Consider the following 14,233-nt stretch of genomic DNA (forward strand, 5'->3'; position numbering starts at 1 on the left):
GCCCCTCACATTACGTCATTAGATAGCGAAAAGTTTAGCAAGCTCGGCCACCGAGTGCACCACCGCATCGGCACCCGCCGCCTCGTGCTCGCCCGGCGCCGCCGCGCCCGAATAGATGCCGATGCACGGCACGCCCATTGCGTGCGCGCCCTCCACATCGTTAAAGCGATCGCCGATCATCACGGCATCGTCGGCCGTCGCGCCGAGCGCCGCCAGGGCATCGCGGACCGAATCGGCCTTGGTCTCGCGTCCCTGCGGCGGATTCATGCCAATCACCGCCTCAAACTGAGAGAGCCCGAGCTCATGCACCATGTCGATGCACTTGGCCTCCATGCGTGACGTCGCCACGGCCATACGCTTGCCCCGGGCGACCAACCCATCCAGCAGCTCGGGGACCCCATTGAACACGGGATACTCCTCCGGTCCCAGTTCATCAAAAAAGGCGCGGTACTCATCGGCCACCACAAGCGACTCCTCGCGGGAAAAGCCGTAAAAGTCGTGAAAGCTCTTCCACAGGGGCGGCCCGATCATGCGGCGCAGATCACCCATCTGCGTCTCCGAAAACCCGCGCGCAGCCAGCGTCTTGCGCGTCGAGGTCATCACTGCCCGACCCGTATCGGCCACCGTGCCGTCAAAATCGAACAGCACAACCGGCCGCTCGCAAAGTTGCAATGCCGCCATCGGCACCCTTCTTCCCCAGTTGATGATTTCCACACCACCGCTTCAAACTGTTGACTATTCAACAATTGAACCTAGCAATGTAGAGCAACTCCACTATACTTGTCGCACTTTGCTTTCAGAAGGCGGCGCTGCCGCGCCCCAACGAAAGGTGCAATTATGTCTTTTGCCATCATAACCGACTCCACGTCGGACATCTCCCCCGCCCGTGCCCAAGAGCTCGGCATTTACGTGATTCCGCTGCATGTGATTATCGAGGGCGAGGACCTGCTCGACCAGGTGCAGATTACCGCCGAGGAATACGTCGCCCGCATGGCCGGCTCCGAGCAGCTGCCGCACACCTCGCAGCCGAGCGCCGGCGAGTTCAAGGCGCTGTTTGACCGCGTACGCGCCGATGGCCACGACAGCGCGATCTTTATCTCGCTGTGCAGCGAGTGGTCCGCCTGCTATTCCAACGCATGCCTGGTCGCCGAGACCCACGAGCTCGACGTGCGCTGCATCGATTCGCGCACCGGCTCGGGCGCCGAGGGCCTGCTGGTGGAGTACGCGCTGGCTATGCGCGAGGACGGCCGCAGCCTGGACGAGACCGAGGCGCAGATCCGCGCGGCCCTGCCCGACGCCCACCTGCTGCTGATTCCCCGCACGCTCGAGAACCTCGTTAAGAACGGCCGCGCGCCCAAGCTTGCCGGCCAGCTCACGCAGATGCTCAACATTCGCCTGGCCGTTTCGCCGGAGTGGAAATCGGGCGAGATCAAGGCCATCAAAAAGGGCCGCGGCGCCAAGCGCATCGTCGCCAACACCATGGCAGATTGCCTCGCGTTTTTGGACGAGCACCCGGGCTCAAGCGTGCGTGTGCTCACGACCGGCGCCGCCGAGGAGCAGGAACTTGTCAACGAGGCACTCGCGGGCCAGGATTACGTAGACGCCGGCACCGGCCCCATCGGCTGCACCATCGCCACCCATGTAGGCGTCGACGCCATCGCCATCAGCTACTGCCCCCGCTACCAGCCCATCCACTAGGGGCACCTTTACCACTTGCGGTGGAATAGGAACTGTTTTTGGCTTATCAGCCGCAAATCAATCCCTATTCCACCGCAACTTAGAAATCGGCGATCAGCCCAGCGGACCCTGAAACAGTTCCTGATGAGTGCCCATTCTCACCAGCCTAATCACTGGGTTAGTCTTATGGGGAAGATAAAGAACGACCACATCGACCAAGCCATCGGATAGGTGGAAATCGATGTGGCCGTTGTAGTTTCCGCCCGGGTTTGAGAGCTCGTGGGCGCCATACTCCGCCGGAAGTGACCCATGAGCCACAAGCTCTGCAACCGCCGCTTTAAACTCACTTTTTAGCTGCGGATGCATGCGCATCGTTCGTTTGTAGTCCACCTTAAATTGAGCCTCGACTTTAATCTCGAACATCGCTATTCCTCATCGAGGAATGACATAAGCTCATCAGCGTTATTGAATGACAGGCTATCGTCCGGCAAAATCCCCAGCTCATGAGCCTCGGCGATCACCATGGCGCGCCTCGTCACCTCGTTGGGCACCTCCGCCCTTCCTACAATCTCAAAAGGAATCTTTCGCTGATTTACCAGCTGCCGAACGGCAAGATTGAGATAGGAATTGAGGCTGAGGCCGACCGAATCCAAGAACTCAGTCGCCTGCTCCTTGAGCCCCTCTTCGATTCGAACCGTCGTAGGCTTAACTGTTGCTGTAGACATTTGCGACCTCCTCGCCCTCGTCTTTTACACCAGTATACCCAATATAAATGGCAATCTGATGTTAGATAACATCATATTGCCATGCGTATTCATGTCGCGTGGGCACGATTGATCTACATCAGCCCGCTGAGCGCAATGTCAACGGCCTCGTTGAGGTCGTCGGTAATGTGTACCAGATCCGGATCGAGCGGGCTAATCATACCGGTGCTCATCACCGGGCCGTTGAGCCAGTCGAATAGGCCCTGCCAGTACTCGGTGCCCACCAGCACGAGCGGCATGCGCTTGACCTTGTGCGTCTGCACCAGCGTGAGAACCTCGAACATCTCGTCGAGCGTGCCAAAGCCGCCGGGAAATACGATGGCGCCCGAGCTGTACTTAACGAACATGGTTTTGCGCACAAAGAAGTAGCGGAAGTCCATGCCGAGGTTCACGTATTTATTGAGCCCCTGCTCGTGCGGAAGCTCGATACCCAAGCCGACCGACTTGCCGTTGGCGCTCGCCGCTCCCCTGTTGGCCGCCTCCATGACGCCGGGACCACCGCCGGTGATAACCGCCACGCCGCGCTGGGCGATCTTGCGGCCAACGGCGCGTGCCGCCTTGTAGAGCGGATCGGTCTTGGGCGTGCGGGCACTGCCGAAGATGGTCACCGCAGGACCAAGCTCGGCAAGTGCGCCAAAACCATCAACGAACTCTGCCTGAATGCGCAGCACGCGCCAGGGGTCGGTGTGCAACCAGTCGGTCGAGTCCTCGGGCGCCAGCAGGTTGGCGTAGGTGTTGTCCTTGGGAATCATGGGGCCGCGCATGACCACGGGGCCGCGGCGGTACGTCTCGTCGTAGGCAGGCTCGCCCTCGACGTTCTCATTCTTAATCATGGGTACTCCTATCGAGAAAAAGAAAAGCGGGCGGGGTCGACGCCATGCGTCAAACACCCGCCCGAACATCAACTATTCGGTATGGTACCCACGATGCATCAAGTGCTTGCAAGCTATCGGTCATCGGTCGCGCAAGCGGTGTTAGCAAACGTGATGACCGGCCGGCGCTCGCCCCTTGCCGTTGCCCGCGCTCTGCAAGCGCCCGTGCTGCTCTTAGTAATCCACCGCCGCAGGGCTGTTCATCCAGTCGCTCACGAACGCGCCGTAGCGGCCCTCGATAATGGCCTGGCGGGCCCGCTGCATAAGGTTGAGCAGGTAGTAGATGTTGTGCATCGAAAGCAGAATGCCGCCGAGCATCTCCTTCTGCGTGACCATGTGACGGATGAGCGCACGGCTGTAACCGCCCGTGCACACCGGGCAGGTGCAGGTGGGATCGATGGGACCGTCGTCGTGCGCAAAGCGAGCGTTGCGGAAGTTGAGGCGACCCTCGCTGGAGAATGCCGTGCCCATACGGCCGGTGCGCGTCGGCAGCACGCAGTCAAACATGTCGATGCCCACGCCAACGCCGCGCACGAGCGTGGTCGGGTTGCCGACACCCATCAGGTAGCGCGGCTTATGCTTGGGCATGTACTCGCTCACGAGCGGCGCCAGGGTCTCGAACATGGTCTCGTGATCCTCGCCCACCGAATAGCCACCGATACCATAGCCCGGGAAGTCGCCGCACTCCTCCAGATGGCGCAGCGAACGCAGGCGCAGATCCAGGTGCATGCCGCCCTGAACGATGCCAAAGAGCGCCTGGTCATCGCGGGTATGCGCCTTATAGCAGCGCTCGGCCCACATGCTCGACAGCTCAACGGCGCGCTCAACGTAGGCGCGCGTGGCGGGATAGCCCGGGCACTGGTCGAGCTGCATGCAGATATCGGAGCCGAGTTTCATGGCGATTTCCATGTTGTCCTCGGGCGTCCAAAACACGTGGCGGCCGTCGTAATCGTTGACGATAAAGCGCACGCCCTCATCGGTGAGCTTGACGGCATCGTTGTGGCTGAAGACCTGGAAACCGCCCGAGTCGGTGAGGATGGGGCCGTGCCAGTTCATGAACTTGTGCAGGCCGCCCAGCTCGGCGATGGTATCCTCGCCGGGACGCATGGACAGATGATAGGTATTGGCGAGCACGATCTGGGCGCCGAGCTTCTTGACAGTCTCGGTAGGAATGCCCTTGACGTTTGCCTTGGTGCCCACGGGCATAAAGATCGGCGTCTCGATGTCGCCGTGCGGGGTGTGCAGCACGCCGGCGCGCGCGTGCGTCGTCGGATCCTCGGCAATCAGGTCGAATTTAAAAAGGTTCTGGTCCATAAACTGGAACTCCTTGGTTGCGGTTCATACGCAAACCATTATACGGGCAACCCGCAAGAAGCACCGACTCGACAGAAACTGGTGCGAGGAGGATACGGCAGGGACACGGCAAATGAGCGTGGATTTTTGGACGCTTACCGGATGAGCGTGGATAATCTCCCACTTTTGCCCAAAGCACAGCCCAAAAACGGGAGATTATCCACTTTCATTCTGCGGGTACTCATTTAAGTACGTCCCCGATGAGTGGAGCTATTTACCAGCCACGGCAACGCCGATATTTTGGCAACGCCGATGTTTTGACAACGTCAGCGAGCGGTCACCAGGGCGAACAAATTGGCATGAAAAGAGGGCGGCATTGACCTTCTGGTCATGCCGCCCTCTTTGAATGACAAGTTGTCGCCCTGGTGACCGCGCAGCGTCGACCCGTTACGCGGTTTGGTAAAACCGCGTAACCCTACGGACGCTGGCCCATGCCACCCTCGAGGGTGACGGTCTCGCCGTTCATATACTTAAAGTCGGGACCGCAGAGCTGAACGACAACGCGGCCGATTTCCTTCTCGACGTCGCCGTAGTGGCCTGCCGGCGGCATGTGGACGTTGGCCTTGAACGCCTCGGGATAGGCATCCTGGAAGTTCTCGAGCGCGGCGGTCCAAGCAAGCGGGCAAACGATATTGACGTTGATGCCGTCCTTGCCCCACTCGTTGGCGGCAACGCGAGTCAGACCACGGATGCCTTCCTTGGCGGCGGCATAGCTGCACTGGCCGTAGTTGCCAAACAGGCCGGCGCCCGAAGCAAAGTTGACCACGGAGCCCTTGGTCTCCTTCAGGTGCGGATAGGCCTTCTGCATGTACAGGTAGGTGGCATACAGGCCAGAGTAAATGGCCAGGTTAAACTGATCCATGGTGTGATCGGCAATGGTCACGCCCGAGGCGCTGGCCTGAGCGTTGTTGACGACGGCGTCGATGCGGCCGAACTCCTCAATGGCCTTGTCGATGACGTTCTGGACGACAGCCTCGTTGTCCTGACCAGCAGAAACATCGGCCTGAACAGGCAGAACCTTGACACCGTACTCGGCCTCGAGGGATTCCTTGGCGGCCTCGAGCTTGGCGACGTTGCGGCCGGTGATGACGAGGTTTGCGCCCTCCTTGGCAAAAGCGATATCGATGCCGTAGCCGATGGAACCAGCGGAGCCGTCCTTAAGCGTGGCCTTGCCGCCGCCGGTAACGATCACGGTCTTACCAGTGAAAAGTCCCATACAAAGTCCTTTCAAATCGCGACGGGCCTGCCCGTCGACTGCGCGCATCCAACTTCACGCGCCAAAAGCTGAAATGCAACTTTAGCGGGTTCAAGCGAAAAATAAAGCCCATGGCAGGCGAACGGCGCAACGTCTTTCGGCGAAGGGAATGTCAAGTACAAACTGGATAAAGTGGCCGAGTTTTTGCTATCGACGCGAGCCATCGAACACGTTTTGAAACTTTGCTGCAGCGCGCGGGATGTCGGCGCGAGACTTTATCATAGGGTGACAAACAACGATGAGGAGCACATGCCTATGACAGACGAGCTGGACCCCCAGACTCAACAGCATATTGATAATTCCGCAGACACCATTGACGACTGCGATACTTCCACCAGAAGCGATGGCGGCATTGATGCCGCTGTCGAGGAGGCTCCTGCCGCCGCAGACGAGGCCGCAGACGCAAATGTCGCCGCAGAGCAAGACAAAGAAGAGCAGCTAGAGCAGCCGGACCCGAGCGATACTGAGCCCAAGGCTGAGAACGCTCCGCAAGCAGCAGGCCCCATCGAGGTGTCTTCGGAAGAAGAGCTCGACGCCGTCATGGACTCCATGATGGATGCCGTCAAAGCGATGAAAGACGCTGTCGCCGATGCCGATGTCGACGCCGAGGAAGAGGAAGCTGCCGAGGCCGCCTCGACGTTTGTGCCCGGCGAGACCCCGGTTGCCGACCAGGGCAGCACCATGCCCTCGTTCCTGCAACTCGAGCACCCCACGATCGGCACCGACGCGGTCGACCCACACGCAGCGGGCTTTTCCGTGATCGAAGGCGGCACCGGCAATATCGCCGCGCCGCAGGCTACCGATGCGGACGCTGCCGACACCGCTCGCCCGACCGCCCCGCACTCCCCCGCCGCGAGCCGCGATCTGGGGACCGCCGTCTCGAACACCGCGAACGCCGTGGGCACCTTTATCGCCCAGGGTGCCTCGGCCATGCGCGAGATGAACGCCGCGAAAAAGGCACTTGCCGATGCCCGCGCCCACCTGGCCGAACTTGAGCAGCGCATTGCCGATCAGGCCGAGGAACTCGAGACGCGCCAGGATATCGCAGGCCGCTACGACCAGATCGTCGCCGACCAGCGCCAGGCGATTGCCACGGCCCAAAAGACTGCAGCGGCCGCCGAGATTGATCGTGATGCCCACGCCTCCAAAGCGACTGAGCTCAAGGGCCAGCTCGAGCAAATGAAGGCAGAGGACGATGCGACCGAGCTCCGCCTGAAGGCTGCACTCGACGCCGTGGAAGCCCGCGAGGCGAGTTCGCGCGAGACCGGCAACCGCCTGGTTCGTCGCCTTGAGGATTCCAAGCGCATCCGCGACAAAGTGAAGGCTGAGCGCGATACCGGTGTCGCCGCCGCACGACAAACTGCCGATGCTACGCGCGCACAGCTCGAGACCTTGCGTCGCGAGTATGCCGAGCTGCAGCGCAACCCTTCGGCAAATCCCGCCAATTACACCGTGCGCACCAGCGAGCTCTCGATGCAGATTTCCGACACGGCAGATGCCCTGCGTAAAGCCGAAGAAGATGTCCCGCGCATCACCGCCGACCTTGAGCACTCGCTTGCCGCAGCCGAGCAGGCCGTCGAGCAGGCTCAAGCCCCTATCGCCGACGCAAAACGCGCGCACCAAGCCGTGACGACCGAAGCCGATGCCGCGCGCGACGCGCTGCAGACGGCAAAGACCGCCGCCGCGACTCGTCAGCGCGAACTGCGCGAGAAGATCGCCGCGGAGGACAAGGCACGCCGCGAGCAGGAGCAGACCATCGCCAACGCCCAAGCAGATGCCGCACATGCACAGTCGATCATCGAACAGGCGACCGAGGTGCACGACCACCCAGAAATCACTGAGTCGCTTGCAGGATCCTTGGCCCGAGACAAAGCCGAACACGCCGAGACCGAGCAAGAAGTCGACCAGCTCGAGGCCGCCGAAGACGACGTACGAGAGCGCACCCGCGACTCACGCGTCAAATTCACCGGAGCCATCGCCTGCATCATCGCCGCAATCCTGGTGATCATCCTAGTCTGGCTGTTCGCAAGCAAGTAGTCATTGGGGACGTTCTTAAACGACTAGTCAAACAAGAACGTCCCCAACGACAAGCCCAATGACGAGAGTGGATAATCTCCCACTTTGAGCCCCCAAGCAGGCCAAAAACGGGAGATTATCCACTCTCATTCTGCAGGCACTCATTTAAGTACGTCCCCAATGAGTACCTGCCGATGCTTTGGCAAAGTCAGCGAAAACGCCCCTAAGCGAGCAAGGTGACGTGAAAGAGGAGGGCATTGACCTTCTGCTCATGCCCGACGATTGAACGTCAGATTGCCGCTTAGGGGGGTTTGCAGCGTCGGCCGGTTACGGCGTTTGCAAAACGCCGTAACCTACAAAATGAGCATCGCGTCGCCAAAGCTGAAGAAGCGGTAGCGCTCTTCGATGGCAGCGGCGTAGGCATCCATGATCTGGTCGCGGGTGGCAAGCGCGCTTACGAGCATCATGAGCGTGGAGCGCGGCACGTGGAAGTTCGTGATCAGCGCGTCGACCACGTGATAGGTCGAGCCGGGCATGAGGTAGAGCTGCGTCGTAGCGTTCTCGCGCGCCACGATGTCGCCGCGGCCGAGCGTATCGGCCCCATCCTCGCGGCCCTCAAAATAGCGCGCCGTCACGGCCGGATCGGACACCGGTGCCTCAGCGTCAAAGGCGCTCTCGAGCGAGCGTACTGCGGTGGTGCCGACGGCGATCACGCGGTGCCCCTCGGCCTTCGCCTTATGCACGGCGTCGACAACCTCCTGTGACACGTGGTAGCGCTCGGTGTGCATGACGTGCTGCGTGGGGTCGTCCTCCTCCACCAGACGGAAGGTATCAATACCCACCTCGAGCTCGACGGCGGCAAACTTCGCGCCCTTGGCCTCGATAGCGGCCATGAGCTCGGGGGTAAAGTGCAGACCCGCCGTAGGAGCGGCAGCCGAGTGCTCCTCCTTCATGGCGTAGACGGTCTGGTACTTCTCGGGATCGTCCTCGTAATCGGTAATGTAGGGCGGCAGCGGCACGTGACCGGCAGCATGAATGGCCTCGTCGAGCGTGCGCGGCTCGCCGGCGGCATTGCAGCCGGCCGGCTCAAAGCGCACCAGACGGCCTCCGCGGCTATCGGAGACAAAGTCGATGACCTCGGCCGTCAGCACCACGGGAGCCCCCTCGGGCGCATGGGCGCCACCGGCGCGATACTCAATCTGAGCACCGGGCTTCAGGCGCTTACCCGGCTTGACCAGGCACTCCCAAACGTGGCCCAGCGGGTCAACATCCTCACGGCGCTTGAGCAGCAGCGTCTCGACCACGCCACCCGAGCCGGCTTTACGACCGATCAGGCGGGCCGGCATCACACGCGTCTTGTTGATGACGAGCACATCGCCCGGCTCGATATAGTCGATGATGTCGCGGAAGATGCGGTGCTCAACGGTACCGCCGTGCTCCAGCGGCTTCCCCGCCTGGGAGCCTTTGCGATCCACCACCAGCAGGCGGCAGGAGTCGCGCGGCTCGGCAGGAGCCTGGGCAATCAGTTCCTCAGGAAGGTTGTAGTCAAAATCATCGGTACGCATAGACACGTCGGATACTCCTTATATAGCTAAAGTCCGCTCTACATCCTAGCAGGCTGACGTCCCAAACGAACTACTTTTTGGCGGCTTTGCGCTCGTCGCGGATGCGGGCGCGGTCCATGGCCGCCTCGACAGCAGAAAAGCGGCAGCCGCAGTAGTTCTGTCGATACATGCCCAGTTCGCGCGAACGGCGCGTAGCCTCGGGATAATACGGGCGAAAATCGCGAATCACCGGGGTGAGCCCATGGGCGGCCGCCAAACGCTCAAGCACGTCATTGCAGGTGTCGAACAGCTGATACGGCGAGACGGCGAGCGTCGTACCCACATATTCAAACCTGCGCTCCTGGGCAACGCGGCATGCCTCGGCCAAGCGCAAGGCATAGCACGAGCGACAGCGACGGGGCCGATCGGCACCCAGCGGGGCCACGCCGGCCTCCCAGCGCTCGCGGTCCTCCCCCGCCTCGATGAGCTCGATGTCGCCATCGGCACACCACCGGCGCAGCTCGTCCAGACGCCGCCGCCATTCATCGCGCGGTTGAATATTGGGATTGGTCCAGCAAATCGTGGGCTCAAACCCCTCCTCGCGCAGCAGGCGAACCGGCTCAAGCGAGCATGGTGCACAGCACGCATGCAGCAACAACGACTTCATCGACATCCCCGTCCCAGAAAACTCACCCCGACATCATGGCAGCTAAAATAGCCCCGTCCCAAAAAGACTACTTTGCGAAAAAGCGCACGCCAAAGGACGTATCCTCGCAGGCGACGATACGGCGGTCGCGCAGAATGGTCCGCACGTAATACCAATCACCCACACAGCCCGACAAGTGCAGACCAGCCGCCAGGTAGCACAGCAGCGGATAGTCCGAGAACGCAAACCCCAGGGCAAATGCTGTCGTCACAACAACCGTCGGCGCCAGGCAAACCGCCATGTACCGCCGGCGCGAATACACAACGCCCTCGGCGCAGGCATAGATCATCGCCGTCTCGCGATTCGCCCCAAAGGTCACCTGCGCGCCCGCAGGCGCCAGCAGCTTAAAAAACACCGCATGCACCAGCTCGTGCACGGCAAACGATGCCATTGAGACCGCAGCCAAGCCGACTATCCAGCCCACGACAGCCATCCAGCCGCCCGCCTCAGCCGCGTCCAAGTCCGCAGGCCCGCCCAACAGCATAAACACCGGCACCAGGCACACGGCAAACACCGCGATCACGGCCATCCCCCACACGAAGCAAGCGTGTAGAAAATCCTCGTCCTCAAACGCATGTATGTTGGAAATCTCATTCATAGCATCTTAGGATAGCGCCCCTGCCACGCACCCGCCCGCATGTGCGATAATGTCGAACGATATGCACGAATTGACCACCGCGCCGCCGAACCCCGTGCCCGGCCGCGCTCTTACCTATATGCGAAGGAGTCCCATGGCATCCAAATACTCCATGAACGACCGTCCCAGCTGGCCGCGCCGCGCCATCGTTACCGCCGGCGAGCCCTACGGCAACAAGGGTCTGCACTTTGGCCACGTCGGCGGCGTCTTTGTCCCGGCCGACTTCTTCGCCCGCTTCCTGCGCGACCGCCTGGGCCGCGAAAACGTCATCTTCACCTCGGGCACCGACTGCTACGGTTCGCCCATCATGGAGAGCTACCGCAAGCTCAAGGAGAACGAGGGCTACGACAAGTCCATCGGCGAGTATGTCGAGTCCAATCACTCCCGCCAGGCCGCGACCCTCAACAACTACAACATCAGCTGCGACATCTACGGCGGCTCGGGCCTTGAGCCGGCGGCCCAGATCCACAACGAGGTGACTGCCGAGATTATCGAGCGCCTGCACGAGCAGGGCACCATCTCCAAGCGCTCCACGCTGCAGTTCTACGATGCCAAGGCCGGCACGTTCCTCAACGGCCGCCAGGTCATCGGCCGCTGCCCCATCCAGGGCTGCAAGTCCGAGAAGGCTTATGCCGACGAGTGCGATCTGGGCCACCAGTTTGAGCCCGAGGAGCTCATCGCGCCCAAGAGCCAGCTCACCGGCGAGGTGCCCGAGCTGCGCCCGGTCGACAATCTCTACTTTGACCTGCCGGCCTACCTCGACTTTATGAAGACCTACACCGCCAAGCTCGCCCAGAACCCGCAGGTTCGCTCCGTGGTCTCCAAGACCATGGAGGAGTGGCTGCTGCCGGCTCAGCTCTACATCCAGAACAAGTTCCGCGAGGCCTTCGATGCCGTCGAGGACCAGCTCCCCGAGCACACCGTGCTGGAGCCCGAGGGCAACAAGAGCAGCTTTACCGTCACCTTCCCCAGCTGGAAGGAGCGCGACGACGCCCACGCGGTGCTCGCCAACGGTGGCGTGCGCTTCCGCAGCGGCAAGGCACTCGTGCCCTTCCGCATCACCGGCAACATCGACTGGGGCGTTCCGGTGCCCGAGGTCGATGGCGTCTCCGACGTCACCTGCTGGTGCTGGCCCGAGAGCCTGTGGGCGCCCATCAGCTATACGCGTACCGTGCTCGCGCGCGATGCCAAGGCCGCCGGCGTGACCGAGGGCGTCGCCGCCCAGGATGCCGCCCTCATGGGCGAGCCCGCCGCCGACTCCACGCAGGTGCCCGCACCCACCTACCAGCACAGCTCGCTCGACTGGCGCGACTGGTGGTGCTCTGACGACGCTCAGATTTACCAGTTCATCGGTCAGGACAACATCTATTTCTACTGCATCGCGCAGACCGCCATGTGGGAGGCCCTGGGCTGGGACCTCACGCAGAGCACCGTCAGCGCCTGCTACCACCTGCTCTACATGGGCAAAAAGGCCAGCTCGTCCTCGCAGACGCCTCCCCCGCCGGCAGACGACCTGCTCAACCACTACACCTGCGAGCAGATGCGCGCGCACTGGCTGTCGCTCGGCCTATCCGAAAAGCCGGTGAGCTTTAGCCCCAAGGCATACGACACGCGTGTGACCGGCAAGGACAAGGACGGCAACGAGGTACGCGCCTGCGACGACAAGCGCGTTATCGACCCGGCCCTTAAGGAGAGCGCGCTGCTGACCGGCGTGTTCAACCGTCTGGCCCGCAGCTGCTTCTACGGCGTCGCCGTCAAGGAAGGCGACGAGAGCCCCTACCGCAACGGCTGCATCCCCGCCGGTGCCGCTTCTGACACCGTGGTCGAAGCCGCCGAGCAGGCAGCTCTCGCCTTTGAGCAGGCTATGTACAAGTTCGAGACGCACCGCGCGCTTGCCGTGTGCGACGACTACCTGCGCGCCGCCAACAAGCGCTGGAGCGACGCTTCCAAGGCCGCCAACAAGCTCGAGGGTAACGAGGCAAACGCCGCAATGACGCAGGCGCTCGTCGACGCCTTTACCGAGCTGCGCGTGGCGACCGTGCTCATGCACGGCATCGTCCCTGCCGGCTGCGAGCTCATCTGCGAGTACTTCGACATCGACCCGGTCGCCTTCTTTAGCTGGGATAACATCTTCGCCTCCACGGATGAGTTTGTGGAGAGCTTGGGCGAGAAGCCCGGCGAGCACCGCGTAAAGCCGCTGCCCCCGCGCTTCGACTTCTTTAGCAAGCACGAGAGCCAGTACTAAACACTCGACATGTAATGGAATGGGAAGGAAAGACGGATGTCCAAGCCGCGTCGTCGTAAGCAGAAAAAGCAGGTCAAGGCCGAGCTCAAGCTCAGGCAGTTTGCCGCCACCGAGCTTTCCGACCAGCTTGCCGCCCTTCCTTGCGCCGCCGACCTGCCGCGCTTTATGGTCGACACGGTCGCCGGCGCCTATGCGCCCGCCGATGCCGAGCTCATGATCGAGGGCTTCGGCGCCGCGGCCACACGCCCGGTCACGCTGCGCGCCAACACGCTCAAGGCAACCGCCGAGGACATCGCTGCGGCGCTCGATGCCGCCGGCATCGCCCACAACGCTGTCGCCTGGTACCCGGACGCCTTTATCCTGCCCGAGGCCCAGGTTTCCGATCTGTGGGATCTCGACATCTACCGCGACGGCAAAATCTACCTGCAGAGCCTGTCGTCCATGATGCCGCCGCTGGTCCTGGGCGCACAGGCAGGCGAGGACATCCTGGACATGTGCGCAGCCCCCGGTGGCAAGACGACGCAGATCGCCGCCCTCACGCAGGGGCAGGCGCACCTTACCGCCTGCGAGATGAGCATTCCCCGCGCCGAGAAGCTCGAAGCCAACCTCCACCGCCAAGGCGCAAAAAACGTGCCCGTCATGCGCATCGACGCACGCGAGCTCGACGAGTTCTTCCGCTTTGACCGCATCCTGCTCGACGCCCCCTGCACCGGCACGGGCACCGTCATCAGCGGCAACGAGAAAAGCCTGCGCGGCCTGACCGAGCAGCTGCTGAGCAAGTGTGCCCGCTCGCAGCGAGCACTTCTGGACCGCGCCATGGGAGCCCTTAAACCGGGCGGCACGCTCGTCTATTCGACTTGTTCGATCTTGCCGCAGGAAAACGAGGACGCCCTGCAAGAGGCCCTCGACAAGCACATGGATTGCGAGCTTATCCCCCTCGACGGCACGCCGAGCGAAAGTGAAACGCGCCGTGCTCAGGAAGTTGGCGAAGAGCCACGCATCGAGTGCAACGCCCTCACCGAGGCCATCGCCGCCAGCCACGTCTCGTCCGTCGCCAACGGTATGCCCGGCACGCTGACCATTCCGCCTAGCCGCGACTTTGAGGGCTTCTACATTGCCCTGATCCGAAAACGCAGCTAGCGCACGGATCCAAAACTCAACAAG

General features: G+C 62.0%; 13 protein-coding genes. 4 read left to right on the forward strand and 9 right to left on the reverse strand.

Going from position 1 to position 14,233, the window contains the following annotated elements:
* Window positions 1-18: 18 nt before the first annotated feature.
* Window positions 19-681, reverse strand: coding sequence for an HAD hydrolase-like protein (locus DW850_RS04945; RefSeq protein ID WP_117786414.1), 663 nt, complete (start codon window positions 679-681; stop codon window positions 19-21).
* Between the two features lie 156 nt (window positions 682-837).
* Between DW850_RS04945 and DW850_RS04950 the strand changes: the two genes are divergently transcribed.
* The gene (locus DW850_RS04950; protein WP_117735923.1) at window positions 838-1,698 is read left to right on the forward strand and encodes a DegV family protein; all 861 of its coding nucleotides are present in this window, start codon (window positions 838-840) and stop codon (window positions 1,696-1,698) included.
* Window positions 1,699-1,791: 93 nt separating this feature from the next.
* On the opposite strand, the gene DW850_RS04955 is transcribed toward DW850_RS04950, so the two are convergent.
* The 5 genes from DW850_RS04955 to DW850_RS04975 form a co-directional block, all read right to left on the reverse strand.
* Window positions 1,792-2,100: a type II toxin-antitoxin system YafQ family toxin gene (locus DW850_RS04955; protein WP_055250871.1), complete on the reverse strand. Its 309-nt coding sequence runs from the start codon at window positions 2,098-2,100 to the stop codon at window positions 1,792-1,794.
* A gap of 2 nt (window positions 2,101-2,102) precedes the next feature.
* Window positions 2,103-2,402, reverse strand: a complete 300-nt coding sequence (locus DW850_RS04960) for a type II toxin-antitoxin system RelB/DinJ family antitoxin (RefSeq protein WP_055250873.1) — start codon at window positions 2,400-2,402, stop codon at window positions 2,103-2,105.
* Window positions 2,403-2,515: 113 nt separating this feature from the next.
* Window positions 2,516-3,274: a TIGR00730 family Rossman fold protein gene (locus tag DW850_RS04965; RefSeq protein WP_117564470.1), complete on the reverse strand. Its 759-nt coding sequence runs from the start codon at window positions 3,272-3,274 to the stop codon at window positions 2,516-2,518.
* Window positions 3,275-3,487: 213 nt separating this feature from the next.
* A complete protein-coding gene (gene tgt, locus DW850_RS04970; RefSeq protein WP_055250876.1) occupies window positions 3,488-4,627 on the reverse strand; it encodes a tRNA guanosine(34) transglycosylase Tgt in 1,140 nt (379 codons plus the stop codon).
* 454 nt (window positions 4,628-5,081) lie between these two features.
* On the reverse strand, window positions 5,082-5,882 hold the full coding sequence (locus DW850_RS04975) for an SDR family NAD(P)-dependent oxidoreductase (RefSeq protein WP_006235414.1): 801 nt from the start codon (window positions 5,880-5,882) through the stop codon (window positions 5,082-5,084).
* 294 nt (window positions 5,883-6,176) lie between these two features.
* On the opposite strand from DW850_RS04975, the gene DW850_RS04980 reads away from it, so the two are divergent.
* A complete protein-coding gene (locus DW850_RS04980) occupies window positions 6,177-7,958 on the forward strand; it encodes a hypothetical protein (RefSeq protein ID WP_117786415.1) in 1,782 nt (593 codons plus the stop codon).
* 332 nt (window positions 7,959-8,290) lie between these two features.
* Here the strand turns inward: DW850_RS04980 and queA are convergent, their stop codons facing one another.
* The 3 genes from queA to DW850_RS04995 all read right to left on the reverse strand — a co-directional run bounded on the left by queA (window position 8,291) and on the right by DW850_RS04995 (window position 10,785).
* Window positions 8,291-9,502 carry a tRNA preQ1(34) S-adenosylmethionine ribosyltransferase-isomerase QueA gene (queA, locus tag DW850_RS04985; RefSeq protein WP_117786416.1) on the reverse strand — a complete coding sequence of 404 codons (1,212 nt, stop codon included), beginning with the start codon at window positions 9,500-9,502 and terminating at the stop codon, window positions 8,291-8,293.
* A gap of 70 nt (window positions 9,503-9,572) precedes the next feature.
* Window positions 9,573-10,148 carry an epoxyqueuosine reductase QueH gene (locus tag DW850_RS04990; protein WP_117564473.1) on the reverse strand — a complete coding sequence of 192 codons (576 nt, stop codon included), beginning with the start codon at window positions 10,146-10,148 and terminating at the stop codon, window positions 9,573-9,575.
* A 67-nt stretch (window positions 10,149-10,215) separates the two neighbouring features.
* A complete protein-coding gene (locus tag DW850_RS04995) occupies window positions 10,216-10,785 on the reverse strand; it encodes a DUF3267 domain-containing protein (RefSeq protein WP_117564474.1) in 570 nt (189 codons plus the stop codon).
* Window positions 10,786-10,918: 133 nt separating this feature from the next.
* Here DW850_RS04995 and DW850_RS05000 point away from each other — a divergent pair, with 133 nt between their 5' ends.
* Window positions 10,919-13,069 carry a methionine--tRNA ligase gene (locus tag DW850_RS05000; RefSeq protein WP_117786417.1) on the forward strand — a complete coding sequence of 717 codons (2,151 nt, stop codon included), beginning with the start codon at window positions 10,919-10,921 and terminating at the stop codon, window positions 13,067-13,069.
* Between the two features lie 36 nt (window positions 13,070-13,105).
* Entirely contained in the window at window positions 13,106-14,209 is a 1,104-nt protein-coding gene (locus DW850_RS05005) for an RsmB/NOP family class I SAM-dependent RNA methyltransferase (protein WP_117629594.1), read from the forward strand.
* Window positions 14,210-14,233: the final 24 nt, after the last annotated feature.

Origin of the sequence: Collinsella sp. AM36-4AA, from assembly GCF_003467795.1 — a bacterium.
Classification (GTDB): Bacteria; Actinomycetota; Coriobacteriia; order Coriobacteriales; family Coriobacteriaceae; genus Collinsella.